Here is a 23,496-nt window from a genome sequence, read left to right on the forward strand (position 1 = left end):
TATAAGGTATTACCCTTTATTTCGAATCGATTTGTCTTTTCACTAATAATCTCAAACATAAAAAAATGGTGTTCTACCCAGTAAAACACCATTTCAGTAAAATTTTTAACTTCCTTTAGTATGCTCTTACAGTCACTCCTTTCATAAAGTTGACAAAAGCTTTATTAACTACTCTATTACCACCCATCGTAGGGTAATCACCGGTAAAATACCAGTCACCATCATGATCTGGACATGCTACATGAAGATTTTCAACTGTTTGAAACAATACTTCAAGATCAGCCTTCATATTCTTAGGTCGAACAATCTCAGTGATCTTAGCAGATATTTCTTCCTGTGTAAATGGAGCATATAATTCCTGGACATAGTTAGGAACATTCTTTTCGTCAGCAGAAATCATACATTTCTCCATTACCTCGTCCAACAAATGAGCTTGTCCTGTATCTTCTAGAAGCTCTAAGACCGCCCTAAATGCCACGAAATCCTTCATTTTACTCATATCGATACCATAGCAGTCAGGATATCTAATTTGAGGGGCGGAAGAAACAATAACTACCTTTCTAGGCTCCAGTTTATCAAGTAATGAAAGAATACTTTGTTCTAGTGTTGTTCCTCGTACAATAGAGTCGTCAATGATAACCAAATTGTCCTTGCCCTTATTTACAACCTCATAAGTAGTGTCATAAACATTAGAAACCAATGAATTTCTTTCAGCATCACCCGTGATGAATGTTCTTAGTTTAGCATCTTTAATCACTAGTTCTTCCACTCTAGCTTTAAAAGAAAGTATACTCTCTAAATCATCTGGAGTTGGCTTTCCTTCTAGGATGATTTCTTTTCTCTTCTGAACTAAGTAATCATCCATACCTTTCATTAATCCTAAAAATGAAGTTTCGGCAGAATTAGGAATGTATGAAAAGATTGTATTTTTCAAATCAAAGTTGACTGCTTTTAGCACTTTAGGAACAAGCAGTTCACCTAATTTTTGTCTTTCTCTATAAATATCAGGGTCAGATGCTCTTGAAAAATATATTCTTTCGAACGTACAAGATTTCTTAGCAAGAGGTTCCAAAAATTGCTCTTCATGATAATTCGCTGCCTTATCAATGATCAGGGCATGACCTGGATTAATCTCTTTGATATCCTCATATGCACAGTTAATAGCAGTCTTAATAGCCGGTTTTTCGGAGGCTACAATAATTATTTCATCATCTGCATAATAATACGCTGGACGAATACCTGCTGGATCCCTAGCCACAAATGATGCTCCACTACCGATCATCCCTACCATAGCGTAACCCCCATCGAAGTCTTTACAGCTATGTCTGAGGATATTACCTATATTAAGTTCGTCTTCAATTTTCTGAGTAATCTCAGCCTTAGTAAATTGATTTTTATACTTCTCGTAAAGCTCCTGATTCTCTTCGTCTAAGAAATGACCGATCTTCTCCATTACTGTAACCGTATCAGTCTTTTCCTTTGGATTTTGACCTAACTCAACAAGTTTATCAAACAACTCATCTACATTGGTCATATTGAAGTTACCCGCTACGACAAGGTTCTTACTTCTCCAGTTATTTTGCCTTAAGAAAGGATGACAGCTTTCAATACCATTTTTCCCATGTGTGCCATACCTTAAGTGGCCTAACCATACCTCTCCAGTAAAACCATAATTTTTTTTCAGCCAATCTTCATTGAAGTATTGATCATCCGTTCCTTCTTTTCTGGCCTTACCAAATTTTTTAGCGACCTTATCGAATATCTTATTTAAAGGATTAGGATCTATTGACCTGAATCTACTGATGTATCTGTATCCAGGCTCTAGATTCATTTTGATGTTTGCAATACCAGCACCATCTTGTCCACGGTTTTGCATTTTTTTCATCAGTAGCAACAACTTATTTGCTCCATAGAGGGGCGTGTTGTACTTATCAATATAATATTGAAGGGGTTTTCTTAGTCGAATGTGTGCTATACCACATTCATGCTTAATTGGATCGCTCATTTCCTCTCTCTAAAATGCAAAACTAGTTTGATTTAATATGTTCAGCAAAAGGTCTGGTTTAAAGAAGAATATTAATATTAATATTGAAAAGAACGTCAGTACAGCGACATTAGTTCTTGAAACACTCAATCTCTTTTTACTGCCTTCTTTTATGATCATTTGGTATGGGATTTTCAGATAATAAAACAAGGATAAGGCTGAATTAAGAACTCCTATTCCTAACAACCACATCAAATAGCCTTCAGGGTTTTTGGTGTAAGATTCCCATAACGCTGAAAAGACTAAGAGTTTAGCAGTAAAACCTGCTGTAGGTGGCAACCCTATTAAGGCTATTAGGATTACCAATCCTAGAATGGAAAACCCAATATTTTTCTTTCCAAGACCTGACAAATCTTCTATTTGATTAATTCCCGATTGCTCAAGTACCGCGATGAAATAAAACATACCTAAGTTCATCAAAGCATAAATAACCAAGTAAAATACTAGTGATTGAATACCAAAGTCTCCTCCAGCTATCAATCCTACTATAATAAATCCTGAGTGCGCTATGGATGAATAAGCCATCAGTCGCTTCAAGTTGGTCTGTCGCAAAGCCGCTAAATTCCCGATAAACATACTAGTAATAGCAACTACAGATAGACCTTGATTCCACCCCCAAGAAACGGATGGTATTCCCGTATACATAACCAACGCGAATGCAAATATGAAAACTGAAGCTTTGGGTAAAACTGAAATATATCCAACCACCGGAGTAGGTCCTGCTTCGTAAGCATCGGGTGCCCAGATATGCATAGGTGCCATTGCTAGTTTAAACAATAGACCTATAGCGAATAACACTATAGCCATGACTAACCATGGACTATTCGAAAGCTGACTAATGATTGCAATAGAAAAATCAGGTATGTTTAAACTACCAGTAAGTCCATAAATCAATGACATACCGTAAAGCATAATTCCGCTTGACATTGCTCCAAAAAGCAAATATTTCAAACCTGCTTCATAACCCTTAGGTCTAAATGAAAATACCACCAACACATAAGAAGAAATAGAAACTAATTCAACTGCGATGTAAAACACCAAAAAGTTAGCCGACTGAATTACCAGCATTGCTCCCAATAGCACCATCAGTATCAAGAAGTAATACTCTCCTTGATTATATAATTTTTTCTCATTCGGAAATACAAATACTACAATTGCTATTCCTATGAAAAGAGCTTTAATTATTCGCAGTAAAGAACTTTGCCAAAGCAATCCTATCATAAACTCACCATCTATCGATTGTTGACCAATTGATAGAGCAGCCACCGCTAATACGGCTATAGTGAAAAGCCTCTTAAACAGTTCTCCTTTTTCCTTTACAATAAGTTGCATTATTAATACTAGAATAGCTCCTACTGTAATAATTACCTCTGACAGTAAATAGGAAAAACCTAGTATAAGCTGCTGTATTTGAGTACCTACCTGATTCAATTTACTTATTTAAAATAGATAGATTTACATCACCTTGCTGTTGTACAAACTCAACGAACCCAATTACCGTTTGGTTTGATAAGTCTAATATCAATCCTGGGAAGATACCAAATAACAATGCCATCAAGGCAAGCGGTACAATCATTAAATACTCTCGAACAGAAAGGTCACTCATTTTCCATTGTTTATCTCTTACCCAATATTGACCAAAAAACATTTTTTGTAAGGTCCAGAGAAAATAGGCTGCTCCTAAAACCAACCCTAACAGCCCTAATACTGGCATAAAATGATCTAAAATAGAACCATGAACTGCTCCATCAAAAGCTCCTGCCAAAATCAAAAACTCTGCAATAAAACCTGAAAAGCCTGGCAATCCTAATGCCGCAAAAAATGCAATCACCATCGCTACCGTAAAATGTGGAAGTTTGGATGCTAAACCACTATAATCCGCTATTCGAAGATTATCTGTCCTGTCATAGAGTACGCCACTTAAAATAAATAGCAGAGCAGAAATAATTCCATGTGAGAAAAGTTGCAAAATTGCTCCAGCATTTCCTTCAATGGTCAATGATGCCATTCCTAACATTACGAACCCCATATGCGACACTGAAGAGTAAGCTATCAATCGTTTTAGATTAGACTGTGCAAGAGCAATCATTGCTGCATAAATAATAGCAATCACTCCGAACAAACCAATCCACCATCCCATGGTCTGTGCCGCTTCTGGAAATATCGTATAGCCTATTCTATAAAATCCATACCCTCCAATTTTCAATAATACACCTGCTAATATTACAGATATAGGTGTAGGAGCTTCAACGTGCGCATCCGGCAACCAAGTATGAACCGGTACAGCAGGCAACTTAATAGCGAAACCTAAAAAGACTAGCAAGAATGCCAAATGTCTCATATCCCACCCTAAGAAACTACCTGAATAATCTAGGGACAGAACTGAACCTGAAAGATAGTTTTCAGGGCTCATCATTTTCATGATATTAAAAGTATGAATATTACCTCCTGGTACTTCTACTACGGACAAACTTAGTCCAATCATTACAATCAAGATAAGCAATGAACCTACGAGAGTATAAATGTAAAACTTTATAGAAGCATAAGCTCTCTTTTTTCCTCCCCAAATACCTATCAAAAAGTACATAGGAAGGAGCATAAATTCAAAGAAGAGAAAAAACAAAAACATATCGATTGCAAGGAAACAACCCATGATACTTGTGCTTAGTATCATATACAGGATAAAATAACCTTTAACTTGTTTCTGAATATTCCAAGATGAGATCACACCTATAAGCAAAATAATACCTGACAACAAAACCAAGGTTATGTTTAGTCCATCTACAGCAACAAAATACTGAATTAATAGACTACCAAACGAACCAATACTTAGGTCAATCCATGGCATCTTTTCAACTAGCTGTAAACTTTCTGATCCATAACCTATCACTGACGAATCAAAACTGCTTACCGCTAATAAGGTCAACAATAGCTCTAAAAGCATCGTACCCAATGCAACAAACCTGATAATTATAGTCTTGTCAGTTGGCACAAATAGCATTACTAATGCACCAAGCAAAGGCAAGAAAATCAGCGTTGTTAATAAATGATCTCCAATCATGTTTTTAAACTCTTATCTTAAAAAATAGTAGATAGCCATCATTCCAAATAATGCCCAAACAAAATAAAGTTGAACGTTTCCACCTTGAATATTTCTAGCCTTATCCCCCAGAAACTTGGATAGTGATGCTACCCCATTTATTAAGCCATCTAATATATATTTATCAACCCAACCGGCTACAAAGGAAACAACCACATCCGCTTTGGCGATTCCATTTACTATACCGTCTATTATATTTTTATCAATCCAATCAATAAGCTTGGCCAAGCTCAATTGCAACCGAGGCAATAGATTTACTATCCCATCAAAAACATACTTATCGAAATAATAGATTGCTTTGGCTTTGGCTATCATAAACTTGGAAAAAATATTTCTGTAGAAATAATCCAAGTAAAAATGATGCATTGAAGTAGAATAGAATACATATTTCAACTTAACCATTAAGGCATTTAACCCATTCTTTTGTACATATAAATAGGATATAAGTATTCCTAAAGTGGCTAATACTATAGAAAGCACAGTAATCAATGGTGAATGAATAAGACCATTCAGTTTTGTTATAGGAATAATTCTATCATGTAACCACCCACTTGTCAAATTGACTGGATTCAAAACAAAAACGAAGCCCAAAGACAAGACAGCCAATGTAATCAAGGGAAGTTTAATCTTAAGTGATTCATTGAATCTTGGTCGTCTATACTCACCGAAAAAGACAATAAAATACACTCTTCCCATGTACGCTGCTGTCATTAAAACTGATAAAAACACCAAGGATGTGACCCAAATGGGTACTTGACTACCTGATAACAATCCTGTCAGAATCAATTCCTTAGACAGGAAACCTGAAAACAATGGTATACCTTCAAGAGAGAGCATACATACTGTAAACACCCAAAAGGTCACTGGAAGTACTTTCCTTAAGCCTCCCATATTTCGAATGTCTTGAGGATCAAAACTTCCATCGTTTCCTTCTAAATGGCTTTCATGAAAATAATGAATAACACTACCTGCACACAGGAATAAACCCGCCTTAAAAAAAGCATGCGTTACTAAGTGAAAAAATGCTGCCAGTGGAAATCCAGAACCTACAGCGGCTATCATGAACCCAAGTTGTGACACTGTGGAATAGGCTAATACTTTCTTAATATCTGTTTGAGCAAAAGCTGCAAAAGCTCCCATAAATGCTGTTAAGCCTCCAGCAATAATCATATTTTGCAATACTTCAAATGATAGTAATGGAAATACTCTTACCATCAAATATACTCCAGCTGCTACCATAGTGGCAGCATGCATTAATGCAGATACAGGTGTCGGGCCAGTCATAGCGTCTGGTAACCATGTTTGTAGTGGAAATTGTGCAGACTTACCTACCGCTGCTAAAAACAGCCCAATTCCCATCGCAGATATCATAAATGAAGAAGCCCCAAAGGAATCTAAACCTAAAGTGCTGACTTGATCTAAAAGGGTGCGAATTTCTAGGGTACCAAAAATATTCCAAGCTAAGAAAATCCCAAGTAAAAAACCTACATCCCCTATTTTGTTCATTAGAAACGCCTTAAAGGAAGACTTAGGAGGAGCTTCTTGTTTATACCAAAAACCTATTAATAAGTAGGAAGCGAATCCTACCAACTCCCAAAAGACAAAAGTCATCAGTAGATTTGACGAAATCACGATACCATACATCGCAAAAGCAAATAAACCCAAATATGCAAAGTACCTATTTTGACCAGTGTCGTGCTTCATATATTCGACTGAAAAGACAGACACCATTAAAGCTACAATACCGACTACTACAGCCATTACAGCAGTTAGTGAATCATAATAAAAGCCTATTTTAAATGTATTATCGCCGACTGTAAACCAATCCACACTTTGTGTAAAACTGACTGGTGAATCAAGGATGAATATAGTACCAATTAAAAGTGTCAAAGCAGAAAAAGACACGTGTACCCAGCCCGCTAATCTTCTAGGTACAAAGAATGCTCCTATAGCACCTGCCATCGGCAGAATTAACAACAGCCATATCAAACTTTCCTTAACCATTTAGCTCCGTCAACTCATCTACGTTAGACACTCCTTGATTTTTAAAGATCTGATAAATGATCGCCAAAGCCACTGCTGATTCAGCTACTGCCACAACCAAAATAAACAGTGACGCCATTTGTCCAGTCAAACTTGGGTCATACTTCGAAAACCCTATAAAATTGATATTGGCAGAATTAAGAATTAATTCAACTCCTGCCAAAACCATTATGGCATTCCTTTTTACTATGATGATCAATAAACCTATCACCAATAGTATCGTGCTGAATACAAGATAATGTTCTATTGGTATCATCTTTTTTGTTTCTTTAAACCCCTTCCAGCGATATATGCAGCCCCCACTAAAGCCATTAATAAAAAAACTGCCGTCAATTCCAACATCAGCAGGTGATCGCTCATGAGCTTGATTCCAATAGTTTCTGTGATGGTGAATGCACTTTTTTTTACAGATGCAGAAAACAAAGGAAATGGTGCTTGAAACAAACGATAAAATATCATCCCTAAAGCTCCTGTCAAAAGCACAGCAGGAATTATTAACTTATTCCCTGACAACAATTTACTACCATCCACTCTCTGTGATAGCATCAGGCCAAAAGTCATCAATATAAGAAGTCCTCCTATATAGACTAATATTTGTGTGATCCCTACAAACTCCGCATTGGAAACTATATATATAGCTGCGACTCCAAAGAACACGAGCACAAGCATAAAAATAGCATGTACAATATTCTTAGTGAATAGTATCATCAATGCACCAAACACCGACATACCTGCGAAGAAATAAAAGGCTAATATGTTGAAATCTATATTCCCCATTATTCCTTATTATTTTTTTTGATTTTGGGCTTAATCACAGGCTTCTTTGATTTCCCTTCGTTTGATTCAGACTGCCCCCCTCTTTCATCCTCATCCTTTTGGTCTTTTTTCAATTTTATCTTAGGCTTAAAAACTGGCTTGACAGGCTTAATATCCTCTGTTGTCTCTGTAGAATCAGTTTTAGAAATTGACTTCACCTTTGGTTTAACTACTGGTTTAGAAGGTTTTGAACTACTATCTTCCTCATTAGTGGTTTCCGTCTTGGGCTTGATCTTAGGCCTGAATACAGGTTTTTTAGGTCTATCCTCTTCGTTACTCGATAAATTCCCTTCCGTTTTCGGTTTTAATTTCACCTTTGGTTTAAAGGCAGGCTTCGCTGCTTTAGGTTTATTAGAATCCTCATCATCCAAGTTTCCTTTAACCTTTGGTTTAACGGAAACCTTTGGCTTTTTAATCTCAGACTTGTCTTCTGACTCTACTCTTTCACGAGAAGATTTCAATTTTGGTCTAAATGCTGGCTTAACTGATTTTTTCTCATCTCCACCCCCAATGTCAGTAGTTGATCCCAACTTTGGTTTAGCAACTCCTGTTGCTACTTTTTTAGCTGCAGCAGCAGTTTTTGCTTTTTCTTTAGCAGCATTGAATTCGTCGATCTCCTTTTTCTTCTGAGCGATTAGCTCTTCAGACATTACCGAGAACTCTACATTATGCTCTTTCAAATCGAAAACACTAAAATCATGTTCCTTAGTCATAGTTAGACACTCGGTAGGACAGACCACAGTACACAGACCACAGAAACAACATTTAGACATGTCAATATCAAACTTAGCAGGATATATTTTCTTCGAAGTACCGTCTGAGGTTTTACCTATCTCTTCTACAGAACGGATAGGCTCAATATCTATGCAATTGACTGGACAAACTTTAGCACATTTATCACACACAATACAATCGTCCACTTCATTATGAAGTTTATAACGTCCATTCGTAGGTACTGGAAATTCTTCTTTTGGATATTGCAGTGTAAATATCCCATCTTTATGTTCAAAGTAACCTTTATCCTTTACACCAATCGGCTTTCGCGATGTACGTGCATCTAAAAAGTGCTTCCAAGTTATCTTTAGACCGATGAACAAGGAGATAAATGTCGATATGATTCTAGCAAAGTAGTATTTCATCCTATCCACAATTTCCAAATCCCACTTAAAAACACCATCAACAAAGATATCGGAGTCAGATATTTCCAACTCAGTTTCATCATTTGATCTACTCTGACTCTTGGATATGTCCAACGTACCCACATTTGAACAAACACTATCAACATAGCTTTTGAAATAAGCCAAAATCCACCCCACAATTGTGCCGACAATGTACCTGAGCTACCAGAAGTCCAATCAGCTAATTTCATCAACCCTACATTCGGTAAGAATGTATTCCAACTTCCAAAAAACATAATAACTGCAACTAATGCTGTCAACAGCATCATCCCATATTCTGCCAACATTATTACAGCCCATCTGAACCCTGAGTACTCTGTATGAAAACCTCCTATTAATTCAGATTCAGATTCAGGAAGATCGAAAGGTGTTCGGTTTGACTCCGCTAATGAGGAGATAAAGTAGATTACAAAAACCACTATTAAGAATGGGTACTTCACTATATACCACGCTCCTATTCCCGTCCATCCTTCATTCCACCCTGAAAGGGACACAGTTTGCTGAATAGAAATTTCCTGTAAGCTCAAGGATTGCGAAAGCATCACTACACACAATATGCAAAGTCCCATTGGTATTTCATAACTCACAATCTGAGCTACAGATCTCAATGCACCGAAAATTGAAAATTTGCTATTGGATCCCCATCCCGCCATTAATATGCCTATGACATCAAGTGAGATCACAGCCATTAAAAAGTAAATGCCTGTTTCTGCTTCAGACCCAGTTACTCCTTCTGAAAGTGGCAAAACGGCAAACCCAGTAAAAATGGAGACGAAAATGATTAATGGTGCGAGAATGAATAAAATCTTGTCTGCATTGAAGGAAATAATATCCTCCTTCTGCATCATCTTCAAAACATCTGCCAATGTTTGTAATAGACCATACTTTCCTACAACCATAGGACCTAGTCTGTCTTGCATAAAAGCAGACACCTTACGCTCAGCATAGACTGCAAAGATCACAAAGACTAACAAGAAAGGCAGATAAAAAAGGAATGCTACCATTGGGTAAAATAAAAGCGCAATTTAAGATTTGTTGTTGAAACAACTATCAAATGACAGGACTGATTATGACTATCCTCTCAATTTTTGATTGAGTATCAGCAACAACAGCTTTTATTCCCAAAGAGGATATCTTTCAAGCGTGATTTCTCGGTTGAAAAAGAGATTAGCAGCTTTTTGGAAGGCTGGTGTGAAGTCAGATACAAGAAATTGGTCTTCTCCATCTTCTTTTTCATTGAGTAAATTTAATTTTTCTAATTGATTCCGAAGGCTGTGAGCAACTGCCTCCGCTGAATCTATCATACGAACAGTGCCCTGATAATGTTCATCTAAATCGGACTTTATGATCGGATAATGTGTACACCCTAATATCAATCCGTCAATTTCCTTGAAGCGCTCATCTCCCAAATACTGGGCTATGATCTCATAACTAATAGAATTATGAATAAACCCTTCTTCTATCATAGGAACTAATAGAGGCGTAGCCAAACTAGCCAAATCTACATCCAGACTTTTTTGCTTGATTTTGGATGGAAACACTTCTGAATTGACTGTCTGAAGTGTACCGATTAGCCCAACTTTCTTAGTTTGATAGCTATTCTCCAGAATTTCTATTACCGGATCTATTACATTCAAAACAAGAGCCTTGCTACCGACATATTCTTTCACCAGTTCGTACGCTGCAGCCGAGGCTGAATTACAGGCTATCAGTATAACCTTACACCCTCTCTCCAAAAGTACATTTGTAATTTTGATAGAATAGGATTGAATTGTAGTGGCAGATTTATCTCCATAAGGCAAATGTGCTGTATCTCCAAAGTAAATAATATCTTCATTGGGCAGCTCTTTCTTCACAGCTTTTGCTACTGTAAGCCCTCCTGTACCACTATCAAAAATACCAATTGGTGACTTCTTCATCATAGGATGCAAATATGAACAAGAAAGGCGCTTTTAGCTAATCTATAGCTTTCTCACTATCAATCAACTTTCGATCCATGACCAACTTGACTAACCGAACTTCTAAAAGGATTTAGGAGAAAATTTGCTCAAAGCATTAAAACCCATAAGTATGACTGACTTTGATTACATTGAGTATTAATTGTTAGCCATCTAATTAGTATACAAGCCTTTTTAGACTTTCTCTTTTAGAGGAATGTATATAAACACATTGTGTATTGATTGCCTGTGATCAAATAAACTTTTAGATAAAATGGAATTGAAAGAGAGAGTAAAAAAAGAATTATTAAAACACAACCCTTCATTTTCCAATGAAGAAATTCAATTTGGATTATCTCTGTTTGAAGAAATGGATTTTAGCGCAAACTCTTTGATCTCAAAAGCTGGTAAAATCTGTGATTATCTTTTTTTTGCCGAGAGCTCAATTACTAGATGCTTTTACATTGATACTGATGGACAAGAACAAACGTTATGGATGAAACCAGAACAAACCTTCATTACTGAGTACAAAAGCTTTGTGAATAGAGACAAATCTCAATTTTCTTTACAATTCTATGAACAGACGAAAGTTCTTATGATTTCAAGAGAAAACCTCATAAAGCTGTATACTGAATCTCTAAGTTGGTCTGTATTTGGCACCTCTCTCACTGAACAAGTCCATATAACCCTTATTGATGTTTTTGTTAATCTACTTGCTAATGATGCCACAAGAAATTATCAATACATAGAATATATGTTCCCGCGATTCATTCAGGTAGCTCCTTTAAAGGATATTGCTTCTATGCTACAAATATCACAAGTAAGTCTATCAAGAATTCGAGGTGGAAAGCAGCTAAAAAAGTAGTTTTTAACATATGTAAAACAGACTTGATTTAGCGTTATATTTCTTTGTGATCAAATAGAAAATTTATCCATGAAAAACTTATTTTTAATTCTAATGATCATGACAAATACAATAGTAAACGCTCAAAATGGCAAGTCCTCAACAATCAAAAAGACATTTCAACGTACCACTACAGTAAGTCAATTCATTAATTCTGATGCTTCAGTGATTTGGTCACTACTCACCAATGCCAAAGAATTTCCATCTTGGAACTCCACCGTTATTTCTATAGATGGAAAAATAGACCTTGGAGAAAAAATAAAACTAAAAAGCACTTTAGATTCTACAAGAACTTTCAAGTTAAAAGTAAAAGAATTTATTCCTAACAAAAAGCTTGTTTGGGGAGATTCTATGGGAAAGAGAACATATACAATTATCGAAAAAGAAAATGGGACTCAATTTACAATGACGGAAACAATTGGAGGTTTTATGTTTCCTCTTTTTGCTAGCAAAATCCCTTCATTTGACACATCATTTGAGCAATTTACTGCGGATTTAAAAAAAGAAGCAGAAGCAAAATAAAAGCAAAAACCAGATAAGCCAACGTGAGGCTAACGCTCACGTTGGCTCTTGGTCATTTATAAAGTTGTTTGATATTTCTTTAATTCTACCATTCTTACTTTGATAAATTCTCTAAAGAAAATAATTACACTTTTTTAGACACTTGCTTTAATAGGTAGACTCAACAAACTTCTAACTTCGTCAAAATATTCATCATTCATACTGAACTCAAAAAAACATGACGCCAAAAGAGAACTTACAGAAGCTAGGCTACCAACTACCTAACGCATCCACACCTGGAGGTAATTATGTATCTGTCAACATCCGCGAGAACATTGCTTATGTAGCAATTCAATTTCCAATTCTAAACGATGAATATAAGTATCAAGGAAGGTTCGAAGTATCCGGAAACGGGCTTTCTACAGAAGATGGATATAAAGCTATGGAGCTATGTGCATTAAATGTTCTGGCACAGATAGATGAGAAAGTAGGATTTGAAAAGGTTGTCGGTCTTAATCACATAGATGCATATTTCCAATCTGGAGAAGATTGGGATGACTCGCCAAAGGTTGTGAATGGTGCGTCCGACTTGTTTGTTAAGATACTGGAAGACAAAGGACAACACTCAAGGGCTATATTTGGAGTTCACAAACTTCCACGTAATTTTAGCGTAGGGTTGACTGCCTCGTTTACTATAGAGAAATCTGTATCATCATAAACACTCTGTTCAAAAGTAACATGAATTACTTAATTAGCAGATATTAACTGACCATTACAAAAACATCAATTCGGCATTACTTCTTAGATCAATTTTTAAGTCTTAATTAAACCTCCATTGACTAGTTCTATAAGGTATTGGTTTTAAGTTTCTTTACCTCAGCTATAAAGTTATGGAAGGTCTGAAGAAGTGTTTGACGATTGCGTTTTGTACGCTTTCATTGTTGGTTTCTGGGCAAGAATATGAGACCCATGCCAAAGGATATGTGATGAGTTTTGGGAAAGTGATCCCCGGAGATATTGAGGTCAATTTAGAAAAGAACACAGTTCAGATACGAAAAGACGGTAACATATCTATTCTCCATGCTAAGAATGTCCAAAAGGTCTCCTCTTTTAAAAATGGAAACGAAGAAATCTATTATACTGGTTCCTTTGGCATGAGTAAAACAGTCATATTTAGAGCGCTGTCAGATGGTGGGCTTCCATTACTATATAGAGAAGGTGTAAAATTCAGCCAATACGATGACCAAGAGTATCCCCCGTATTTCATCATGAAAGGAAATCATATTTATTCTCTCGGAATGAGCAAAAAAGAAATTTTTGAAGTTTTTGATGGCCGATTTGAAAAGGAAATGAGTGATTTTGTAAAAGAGAATAAAATCAACTTTAAAAGTGATGAGGGGCTTACTGCGTTATTTGATCACTACAATTCCATCACTATGATGGCTGCAAACTAAGTTTTCAATTTCTTCAAGGTAAAGAATTAAGATATAGCCCCTAAGGCTGAAACTACCCAGCCTTAAAAGTTTTCGATATCAAAACAGCATTATTTTGTCAATGACATTAATAAGTCCGTCTGCGTAATAATATGTGTTTTGTTGTTTTCATCCCTCACTAGTATAGCCTTACAGTCTTTATTTAGTCTGGTAGACATCACATCTACCGTAGTATCTAAAGCTATAAATGGGAATGAAGGATCCATTATATCCTCAATAGGCTGAGTTTTCAACTCTGGATTCTCAATCAGCGATTTTAATATCTTGGAGTCAGAAACACTTCCTACAAACTTACCTTCCTCTACTATTGGTACTTGATCAATACCGTGCTCATTCATTGTTTGAATAGCCTCGCCAATAGACATATCAGACTTCAGTGTAAATAGTTCATCATCGGTCCGGCCTTCTATGATAGCTCTAGCAGTGGCAAAGTCTCCTCCTTCATTGAACCCATGACTTTCCATCCAATTATCATTGTAAATTTTGCCTAGATATCTAGTCCCGTGATCTGGTAAAATAATCACCATTACGTCGTCTTTTTTGAGGTTTTCTTTAGCATATTCTAAGGCTCCAAATACTGCAGAACCACATGACCAACCTACAAAAAGTCCCTCTTCTTTTGCCAGCCTTCTAGTCATTAAGGCTCCATCTTTATCAGTCACTTTGACGAAGTTGTCTATCAAGTCGAAGTTAACATTCTTAGGAAGAATATCTTCGCCGATACCTTCTGTCAAGTATGGGTAAACCTCATTTTCGTCGAACTTACCAGTCTCTTTATACTTCTTAAATACAGAACCATACGTATCGATTCCTACTGTTACTACCTCTGGTTTTTGTTCTTTCAGATATTTGGCGGTACCACACATTGACCCTCCAGTACCTACCCCTGCTGCATAGTGAGTAATTTTACCCTCAGTATCTCTCCAAATTTCCGGCCCGGTAGTTTCATAGTGAGCTACAGAATTGGATGGGTTGTTATATTGGTTTGGATAAAACGAGTTAGGAATCTCGTTATTGAGTTTTTTAGCTACGCTGTAGTATGACCTTGGATCATCTGGTTCCACATTGGTAGGACACATATGTACCTCAGCGCCCATCGCTCGTAGGATATCTATCTTCTCTGGACTTTGTTTATCCGCTAGTGTAAAAATACACTTATACCCCTTAGATATTGCTGCTAAAGCTAACCCCATACCAGTATTACCAGAAGTACCCTCAATGATCGTTCCTCCTGGTTTTAATATTCCTCTAGCCTCAGCATCCTCTATCATCTTCAACGCCATGCGGTCTTTCATAGAGTTGCCCGGATTGAAATATTCAACCTTCACTAAGATAGTTCCCTCAATGCCTTCATTGACATTGTTTAATTTAACCAATGGCGTATTGCCAATAGTTTCTACGATAGTATTGTAGTACTTCATACTGAGACTTACGATTTAGTGCCGTTTCGGATGTAAAACTAGATAATTATTCTAAGGTGATATTTTGATATTCTGCCGAGCCATCAAAGATTTCTACGATATCCGTATCTCCTTCTCTATACTCTAGCTTCATATATCTTGTAGTCAAATCGATGATGGTCAATTCGCTAATGGTATTTTCTTCTGGAATAAACTCTGACAGTTTCACTTTACCTTTGAAATTATTATCAATATCGCTTTCCAGCTCATATACTGCTTTTGAACGGATTCGTTTGATTACACCTTCATCGCACTGCTCCGTAGGAAATTGATAGAAGTAATATAAAGTATCAGCTTCCTCAGCAAAATTGGTAAAAGTAAAAGAAACACTCTGTTCACAAGTAGAAACATCGACTTCGTCCCCACTTTCAAATCTCTCTACTCTCACCCAGTGTTTTACAGTATCTCCAGATAATAATCTCTGAGCCTGCTCAGATTTTAAATTAGTCCCTATATCCCCTACACATGCAAAAAAAGCGCTACCAATAAGTAGCGCCAGTATTGAATTCTTTATCACTTTCAGTTTATCTGAGTTTTCCACTTCGGTCGATTACATAATAGGCCGTATCTTCAGGTCCAGCGCTTTCCATTTCTTCCTCTGTCATCATATAAAGCACTGTTTCCTTCACTAGTTCATTGAATTTCACTTCAACTGGCTCATTTTTTGCCACAATTTCGTTAGTCCAAGCCACTTGTCCAACCTTATCAGCGTTAACTACTACTAAGTTGGATGAAAGGTTCACTTTTTTTAGATTTTTTGCACTCGTATAAACATAAGCTGTTAGTTTGCCTTCTTGGGACGGAACAAATTTCCCTTTAACCAATTCCGTAGAATCATTGTAGGTAAACCTTCCTAATTCAAAAGGTTCTTTCCACACGATTTTTCGCGCATTGGACACCATAGCTACAAAACCCTTTCCTACATTCTTCTTATCTATTCCTACCACGTAGATATTGGACTCATCATCTCTATCTATCGCGACAGTATAGTTTGCAGCCACTAGGTCTTCATCAACTGATAGGTCAGCTTTTAACGAATCAGCCACGACATCTAAAAAGATTGTATCTGACTCATCTTCAGCTATTCCCCATTTAGCACGTTCAGTATATTCACGGTTTAGCATGATCCATTTCTCCTTAGAGTTAGCGAAGAACTCTTCATAGGCCTTACGAATTTTCAGTATACCAAAGTCACCTCCATATTGATTCTTGATAAAGTTTGTATATTTCTTTTGACCTTGGAGTACATAGTTCTCTTGAAGCTTAGCCACATCCTTTTCCATCAATTCCAGCACGCTGACTAAACTATCAGTAAACATCAGCTGAAAATCCACGTCATCCAAGTTCCCAATTCTTGTATTACGCTCGGGGTTAACCATGAAATCGTACTCATTCTTTTTGATTTGGATCATAAATAAATCTACAGGAAGAGGATCTTCATCAAGATCAGCTAGTTTTTCTACTATGTATGGATCTATTTCATGGGTCAACGTCTCAAAGGCTATATCTTCAAGACCCTTTAAGCTTTCATTTTCCTTTTTGATTTTTTTATCGAATGCTAATAACTGAGTTCTTAGCTCACCTATCTCTCCTTCAATTTTTTTCACTACTCCATATGCCCACTCTCCATATTCCCATGCCTCTACATCGTTTTGAAAAACATCCACTTCTGTCAATCCGTCGACGCCGTACGTTTCAATAGCCACCAAATTAAGTTCGGGACTATATCCTTTTTTACCAATTTTACTCACTGCTCTACGAACATCATCGAAAGCATCTTTCATGATACTTTCACGATCTGCCATTTCTTTAAGAGTGTCAATCTGAGGCTCTCCTACCATCAGTAAAAGGTCATTGTAAGATTCAAATCTTTGAAACAGGTTCTTATATGCTGCAGTACAAAATGCATTTGATTTATTTGCCAATTGTAATTTTTTAAAGATCTCCTTTCCATACTTTTGAAGAGCTTCCATACTTTCGATTTTCTTTTCTATATCGAGATGCACGTCTGATATTTTGATCCCAAACTCTCCTGTCCTAAGATCTCGCCTATAAAAACTTTGATAAAAATCGTCATTCTTCTTTAATTCCTTCTCCGTGATATACTCCTTGGCTTTGGTAAAATACTCTAGAGCCTTTGCTGAAGCTTCTAATATAGCAGTAGAGTCTTTGATCAAATGAGACTTATCTACAATCTGATCATAATAGATAGCCATTTGATAATTCCCATTAGGATGATCAGAATTCTTTGGCTCAGCTAAGAATGCTTCTAACTTAGGAAGAGCTACCTCATAATTTTTGGCGTCCAATTCTGGAAAAATATCCTTATACTTTAATTTTTGCCCTTGTGCACTACTACAGATAAGACAGGCTTTGATTATAAATGCTAAATAATAGAATTTTGGCATAACGGTATTTTTAGGTCTCTCAAAAATGAATAATACTATAGCTGATCGAAATATTCTAATTGCGCAATTTACCCATTATCAAGACAATACGCATACTTAGCAATACTACATACCGTAACCTCAAATCCCAAGAATATGAGGTTACGAATATAGCCTTGCTTCAAATCGACAGAAAATAATCTTCCAAATTCAAGTTTTCTTCTCTGAATTATCACCACATGATAAAATGCAAAGCCTATTACTGAAAACCAATTCAAATGATTCTGAATATTATTAACTCATTTAGAAGCACCCCTATTTTAGAAGTCATTTATGAGTTAAACTTACCTTTAAGCATAGCTAGTTTAGATTGTAAGTCTCCATCTGGCGTTTGCTGCTCATTTCTCTTTTTCTCGAATTTCTTCTTCGGCTTACCAAATGGATCTGACTTAAGAGATAGCGAAATACGTTTACTTGCTACATCTACCTCAGTCACTGTCACCTGCACTTGTTGCTGAAGTTTTACCACTTTTGATGGATCGCTGACAAAAGAATCCGACAGTTGACTAACATGAACTAAACCATCCTGATGAACCCCGACATCTACAAATGCTCCAAACTTTGTGATGTTTGAAACAATTCCTGGGATCTTCATACCTATCTTCAAATCTTTGATTTCGTTAACTCCTTCTTGGAATTGAAACACTTCAAACTTATCCCTCGGGTCGCGACCTGGTTTAGCTAATTCATCAATAATATCCTTTAATGTAGGCAATCCTACTTCTTCAGTAACGTAGGACTTCAAATCAATCTTCCCTCTTAAAGCACTGTCTTTTACCAAATCTTGTACGGTACAATTCAAGTCCTTTGCCATCTGCTCCACAGTGGTATATCTCTCTGGATGAACTGCACTTCCATCTAATACATTCTTGCTATTTCTAATTCTCAAGAAACCTGCCGCTTGCTCAAAAGCTTTAGCTCCCATTCTTGGAACATCCATCAAAGACTTTCTAGTCTTAAACGGGCCATTTTCATCTCTATACTTGACTATATTGCCCGCCAACTGCGGCCCAAGTCCAGATACATAAGTTAAAAGTTGCTTACTGGCAGTGTTGAGTTCCACACCTACTCCATTTACACAGCTCTCTACAATGGTGTCCAACGAACCTTTGAGCATATTTTGATCTACATCGTGTTGATACTGTCCTACTCCGATCGATTTAGGATCGATCTTCACCAGCTCTGCCAATGGATCCATCATACGACGTCCAATTGATACAGCACCTCTAACTGTTACGTCCTCGTTTGGAAATTCCTCTCTAGCTACTTCTGAAGCCGAATAAATTGACGCTCCAGCTTCATTGACCATCGCTATGATCACGTTACTTGGAAGACCTATTGACTTAACAAAGTCTTCAGTCTCTCTGCTAGCTGTACCATTACCAATCGCAATCGCTTCAATATTATGCTTCTGTACCATATGAGCCACTGTCATAGCTGCTTCACGCTGTCTATTTTGCGGCTGATTTGGATAAATAGCTTCAAATTCAAGCAGCTTACCCTGTCTATTTAAGCAAACCACTTTACAACCTGTTCTGAACCCTGGATCTACAGCCATTACATTTTTTTGACCAAGTGCTGGTGCGAGTAACAGTTGCCTAAGGTTATCAGAAAAGACATTGATCGCTTCTTCGTCTGCAAAGATTTTAGACTGAACTCTAGTTTCAGTCTCCATTGATGGTTTTAACAACCTCTTATAAGCATCTTTCAACGCTATTTTTACTTGCCCTGAACAAGCAGTACTTCCTTTTACCACTTTGTTTTCGATGGCATAAATAGCCTCATTTTCATCTGGATGAATATCTAAAGATAGGATCATTTCTTTCTCACCTCTTCTCATGGCTAGAAGTCTATGCGATGGGATATTTTTTAATTGCTCCGACCACTCAAAGTAGTCTTTATATTTCTGCCCTTCCTGTTCTTTACCTTTGAAAACCTTTGATGTGATGGTAGACTTACTGATAAACATCTTTCTAAGAGACGAGCGCACTTCACTATTTTCACTTACCCATTCGGCTATAATATCTCTCGCACCTTGTAAAGCTTGTTCAAGATCCTCTACCCCTTTTTCATCATTGATATATTTCAGAGCAATCTCTTCAGGATCTACAGTTCCTTGGTTGAAAAGTGTTTCTGCTAATGGCTCTAACCCCTTTTCTTTCGCAATAGAAGCCTTCGTTTTTCTCTTTGGTTTATATGGTAAATATATATCTTCAAGAACAGCCATTGAATCTGCTGCCTCTATCTTCTTCTTCAGCTCATCAGTTAATTTTCCCTGTTCATCGATGGACTTTAGAATAGCTTCACGACGCTTGTCAATCTCTCTGAGTTTACTGATTCTTTCTTTCACATTCCCGACCTGTACTTCATCCATACTACCTGTTCGTTCCTTTCTATATCGAGAAATGAAAGGAACCGTGGCACCTTCGTCCAAAAGTTCAATAACTGCGGCTACACTACTAACAGGTAAGCTATACTCTTGCGCAATAATGGAAATATGTTTTTGACTCATAGAAAATGTCGTTTTCAAAATTCGGGCATCAAAAATAAGTGGGAGAGTGAATTAATCAGTGTTTGATTTTGTATTAGTTCGTAGAAAGTTTTCCACAGTCATATGAAAGTTAAAAAAGAGACAAAAGAAGTAATAACAGTGCTAGCCATATTTGGGCTTTTATATTTCACAGGATGGGGCAAACATGTATCAGCTTTTATGCAAAAAGGTATCCTAATGACTGGAATCATTTCCCCCACCATTATACAAGAAAAGGAAGCCGTTTCTGCTGATTATAATTTTTTATTATCAGACGCTGAAGGAAACAAAGTCAACTTTAATGAGTTCAAAGGCAAGTACATTTTTCTGAACTTTTGGGCCACGTGGTGCCCCCCATGCATTGCTGAAATGCCTGACATCAATGATCTTTATTTAAAAGTTGAAAACTCAAATACCAAATTCGTAATGATTAATCTAGATCAAAACTTCGAAAAAGCTAAAGAATACATTGCTAAAAAAGGATACGAATTTCCCATTTATAAAATCTCTTCTCGACGCCCTGAAGTTTTTCAATCACAATCCATCCCCACTACGTTTATTATTTCCCCTGAAGGTAAAATCATCGTTAAGAAAACTGGAATGGCCAAGTATAATACTGAAGAAATACGAAACCTCCTAAGCCCAACAAAATGAAGCTCTGATAGAGAAGCTATAAAATCTCAAATCATAACGTATAACAGACTCTATTTTTCGGATTTAACAATAACTACGATAAAACAACAGGTTTATAAATATACCAATTGGTATATTTATAAAATCAACTAACTTTGCCATATGTTGACGAAAGCGGAGAAAACAAAACAATATATACTGGAAACAGTAGGTCCATACTTCAACAAGCATGGTTATACTGGAACTAGTCTTTCTGATATTACAAAAGCAACCGGTCTCAGCAAAGGCGCTATCTATGGCAACTTTGAGAATAAAGAAGAACTAGCCTTGGAAGCGTTCAATTATAATATCCGACAAGCGATGGGCACACTTCGGGCACATATGGACATGGAAGCACCTGGCATATCCAAGCTTTTTGCGATCACTAATTTCTACAGGTCCTACTATCTTGACAACAAACTATCCGGAGGCTGTCCTATGTTGAACATGGGAATCGATTCTATGAATCACAACAGTATTTTATATAATAGAGTGGTAGATGTAATGAATAAACTTGTCAAAGGCCTATCAGATTTAATTGAACAAGCTAAGAGTGAAGGTGCGATAAAAGATGAAATTGATTCTGACTACTATGCCAATCAAATGTATGCTCAAATTCAAGGAAGTATATTCATGTCGTATATGAGAAATAACAACAGACAAATGGTAGATATGATGAACAGTATAGACCAAGTAATTAGAAAAGAATTAATGACCTAAAAATACCTTTCAGTATAAAAACACACTCATGAAAACACTCATTAAACTATTTTTCAAAACAACCTCATTCTTAGCACCTAAAATCGCAGGCAGGTTAGCATTCGACTTATTTCAAAAACCCCTCAACAAAAAACTAAGGGATAAGGAAAAATTATTTTTCAACAATGCTGAAAGCTTTAGTATAAAATTTCCTTTAGAAGATATTGAATGCTATGAACTAGGCCCTACTGATGGAGATTTAGTCATATTAGTACACGGATGGGAATCTAATGCCGCTAGCATGTCAGCTATTGCAGAGCAGCTGGCTCAGGATGACTTTCATGTTATTATTTTTAATCTACCCGCACATGGATATTCCAAGCTTACCAAAACTAACCTCAAAATGTGTAAAGATGCTTTAATGGCTGTAATCAATCACATTAACCCCATGGAACCTTTTTCAATTGTTTCGCACTCATTTGGTTCAGCTGTCACTTCATATACATTAGCCAACACGTCACATACTATCAATCAATTGGTATTCTTGACCACTCCAAATAAACTGACTGATGTATTTCTGGAATTCGGATCTTTCATCGGGTTAAATCAAAAGTCTCAGAAAAGACTTAATGACCTAGCATCTGGTATTCTTGGTGAACCTCTAGAGTCATTACAAATCGAAAAACTGGGACAACGCGCTCAATTCAAAAAATTGACCATCATCCACGATAAACATGATAAAATTATTAGTATCGAAAAAGCTAGACGTGTTCATCACGAAATTACAAGCAGTGAATTAATAGAAACAGAGAATAAGGGACACTATAGAATGCTTTGGGATCAAGAAGTAATCAACTTGGTATCTAAAGCTTTAATCAACGATAGCAAACCACAAAGAAGTGTCATCCCTGAGACAGTAAACGCTTAATTGAAGGCTCCACCTGTCGATAACTAATCTCACTTATAATTTTCCAATACACGACACAGTTATATATCTGTTATGTATTATATAAAATGTTAATGTTATGAATAAGATGAGCTTGACCCTTTTTGGGTTATTAATATCACTTGGAGTCTATGCACAGGATTTCACCGCCTATCAGGCATATCAAATAAGAGAAGGTATCCAACTAGAAATCAAAGACATCAAAAAGGTGGCTAAATATGGTTGGGATAATCTTGAAATCACTTATACAGTAACGAACGAAACAGATTTTGATATTCACAAACTGGACTTCAACATCCACTTAATTGACAATCATAATCAAGCTATTGGCACTGTAGAAGCACATGCTTTTTCATTACCAAAACATTCTGAGGAAGAAAGACACTATACCGACGCTAAAACGGAATTTGGCAGCGCTAAAATCAAAAAAGAAATAGGTGAAATAGTACAAATGGACGTATACGTTGACAAAGATTCACTAACCGTTGCTTCCATCAAAACAGTCGCAGAAATCATACAAGATTAGCACAGTATTTTGGATCCTTAGAACAATAATTTAAAGAGATTTTTGTTTCAGAAGAGACCAGCGACAATAAAGATCCCCAATCTATGTAAAATAAATAAATCTAAGAAACGGGTATCGATCTTCAATAAAAACAACAAAGAGTACTTGACAGACAAAACTAAAAACGCCCCCAAACGGAGGCGTTTTTTATATATGTATTA

At 36.6% G+C, this 23,496-nt stretch carries 21 protein-coding genes; 8 read left to right on the plus strand and 13 right to left on the minus strand.

From position 1 onward, the window contains the following. Positions 1-115: 115 nt before the first annotated feature. The 9 genes from DKG80_RS19860 to murI form a co-directional block, all read right to left on the minus strand. The gene (locus DKG80_RS19860; protein WP_109833135.1) at positions 116-2,005 is read right to left on the minus strand and encodes an amidophosphoribosyltransferase; all 1,890 of its coding nucleotides are present in this window, start codon (positions 2,003-2,005) and stop codon (positions 116-118) included. 9 nt (positions 2,006-2,014) lie between these two features. Then, positions 2,015-3,475 (minus strand): NADH-quinone oxidoreductase subunit N, encoded by a 1,461-nt coding sequence (locus DKG80_RS19865; RefSeq protein WP_162556010.1) that lies wholly within the window; start codon positions 3,473-3,475, stop codon positions 2,015-2,017. A gap of 1 nt (position 3,476) precedes the next feature. Continuing rightward, positions 3,477-5,105: a complex I subunit 4 family protein gene (locus DKG80_RS19870; RefSeq protein WP_109833137.1), complete on the minus strand. Its 1,629-nt coding sequence runs from the start codon at positions 5,103-5,105 to the stop codon at positions 3,477-3,479. Positions 5,106-5,117: 12 nt separating this feature from the next. After that, on the minus strand, positions 5,118-7,148 hold the full coding sequence (locus DKG80_RS19875; protein WP_109833138.1) for an NADH-quinone oxidoreductase subunit 5 family protein: 2,031 nt from the start codon (positions 7,146-7,148) through the stop codon (positions 5,118-5,120). After that, on the minus strand, positions 7,141-7,443 hold the full coding sequence (gene nuoK, locus DKG80_RS19880) for an NADH-quinone oxidoreductase subunit NuoK (protein WP_109833139.1): 303 nt from the start codon (positions 7,441-7,443) through the stop codon (positions 7,141-7,143). Before nuoK ends, DKG80_RS19875 begins: the two co-directional genes overlap by 8 nt. Continuing rightward, positions 7,440-7,964 (minus strand): NADH-quinone oxidoreductase subunit J family protein, encoded by a 525-nt coding sequence (locus DKG80_RS19885; RefSeq protein WP_109833140.1) that lies wholly within the window; start codon positions 7,962-7,964, stop codon positions 7,440-7,442. Before DKG80_RS19885 ends, nuoK begins: the two co-directional genes overlap by 4 nt. After that, positions 7,964-9,256, minus strand: coding sequence for a 4Fe-4S binding protein (locus DKG80_RS19890; protein WP_245907049.1), 1,293 nt, complete (start codon positions 9,254-9,256; stop codon positions 7,964-7,966). Before DKG80_RS19890 ends, DKG80_RS19885 begins: the two co-directional genes overlap by 1 nt. Then, a complete protein-coding gene (nuoH, locus tag DKG80_RS19895; RefSeq protein WP_109833142.1) occupies positions 9,139-10,185 on the minus strand; it encodes an NADH-quinone oxidoreductase subunit NuoH in 1,047 nt (348 codons plus the stop codon). Before nuoH ends, DKG80_RS19890 begins: the two co-directional genes overlap by 118 nt. 111 nt (positions 10,186-10,296) lie before the next feature. After that, positions 10,297-11,103: a glutamate racemase gene (gene murI, locus DKG80_RS19900; protein ID WP_109833143.1), complete on the minus strand. Its 807-nt coding sequence runs from the start codon at positions 11,101-11,103 to the stop codon at positions 10,297-10,299. Positions 11,104-11,392: 289 nt separating this feature from the next. Between murI and DKG80_RS19905 the strand changes: the two genes are divergently transcribed. The 4 genes from DKG80_RS19905 to DKG80_RS19920 all read left to right on the plus strand — a co-directional run bounded on the left by DKG80_RS19905 (position 11,393) and on the right by DKG80_RS19920 (position 13,977). Continuing rightward, positions 11,393-11,983 (plus strand): Crp/Fnr family transcriptional regulator, encoded by a 591-nt coding sequence (locus tag DKG80_RS19905; protein ID WP_109833144.1) that lies wholly within the window; start codon positions 11,393-11,395, stop codon positions 11,981-11,983. 99 nt (positions 11,984-12,082) lie between these two features. Continuing rightward, complete coding sequence (locus DKG80_RS19910; protein WP_109833182.1) at positions 12,083-12,544, plus strand: SRPBCC domain-containing protein; 462 nt, start codon at positions 12,083-12,085, stop codon at positions 12,542-12,544. 217 nt (positions 12,545-12,761) lie between these two features. Beyond that, the gene (locus tag DKG80_RS19915; RefSeq protein ID WP_109833145.1) at positions 12,762-13,241 is read left to right on the plus strand and encodes a RidA family protein; all 480 of its coding nucleotides are present in this window, start codon (positions 12,762-12,764) and stop codon (positions 13,239-13,241) included. 172 nt (positions 13,242-13,413) lie between these two features. Then, complete coding sequence (locus DKG80_RS19920) at positions 13,414-13,977, plus strand: hypothetical protein (RefSeq protein ID WP_109833146.1); 564 nt, start codon at positions 13,414-13,416, stop codon at positions 13,975-13,977. Between the two features lie 89 nt (positions 13,978-14,066). Here DKG80_RS19920 and DKG80_RS19925 read toward each other — a convergent pair whose 3' ends face one another. The 4 genes from DKG80_RS19925 to DKG80_RS19940 form a co-directional block, all read right to left on the minus strand. Next, a complete protein-coding gene (locus tag DKG80_RS19925; RefSeq protein WP_109833147.1) occupies positions 14,067-15,437 on the minus strand; it encodes a pyridoxal-phosphate dependent enzyme in 1,371 nt (456 codons plus the stop codon). Positions 15,438-15,483: 46 nt separating this feature from the next. After that, entirely contained in the window at positions 15,484-15,993 is a 510-nt protein-coding gene (locus DKG80_RS19930) for a hypothetical protein (protein ID WP_162556011.1), read from the minus strand. 7 nt (positions 15,994-16,000) lie between these two features. Next, positions 16,001-17,884, minus strand: coding sequence for a hypothetical protein (locus DKG80_RS19935; RefSeq protein WP_109833149.1), 1,884 nt, complete (start codon positions 17,882-17,884; stop codon positions 16,001-16,003). A 310-nt stretch (positions 17,885-18,194) separates the two neighbouring features. Next, the gene (locus DKG80_RS19940) at positions 18,195-20,435 is read right to left on the minus strand and encodes a Tex family protein (protein WP_109833150.1); all 2,241 of its coding nucleotides are present in this window, start codon (positions 20,433-20,435) and stop codon (positions 18,195-18,197) included. Positions 20,436-20,537: 102 nt separating this feature from the next. Between DKG80_RS19940 and DKG80_RS19945 the strand changes: the two genes are divergently transcribed. From DKG80_RS19945 to DKG80_RS19960, 4 genes are all read left to right on the plus strand, one after another. Next, positions 20,538-21,107, plus strand: coding sequence for a TlpA family protein disulfide reductase (locus DKG80_RS19945; RefSeq protein ID WP_109833151.1), 570 nt, complete (start codon positions 20,538-20,540; stop codon positions 21,105-21,107). 141 nt (positions 21,108-21,248) lie between these two features. Continuing rightward, positions 21,249-21,845 (plus strand): TetR/AcrR family transcriptional regulator, encoded by a 597-nt coding sequence (locus DKG80_RS19950; RefSeq protein ID WP_109833152.1) that lies wholly within the window; start codon positions 21,249-21,251, stop codon positions 21,843-21,845. 28 nt (positions 21,846-21,873) lie between these two features. After that, entirely contained in the window at positions 21,874-22,752 is an 879-nt protein-coding gene (locus DKG80_RS19955; protein WP_109833153.1) for an alpha/beta fold hydrolase, read from the plus strand. Positions 22,753-22,849: 97 nt separating this feature from the next. Further along, positions 22,850-23,296, plus strand: coding sequence for a hypothetical protein (locus tag DKG80_RS19960; RefSeq protein ID WP_162556012.1), 447 nt, complete (start codon positions 22,850-22,852; stop codon positions 23,294-23,296). Positions 23,297-23,496 lie beyond the last annotated feature (200 nt).

Origin of the sequence: Reichenbachiella versicolor, from assembly GCF_003171675.1 — a bacterium.
Lineage (GTDB): Bacteria > Bacteroidota > Bacteroidia > Cytophagales > Cyclobacteriaceae > Reichenbachiella > Reichenbachiella versicolor.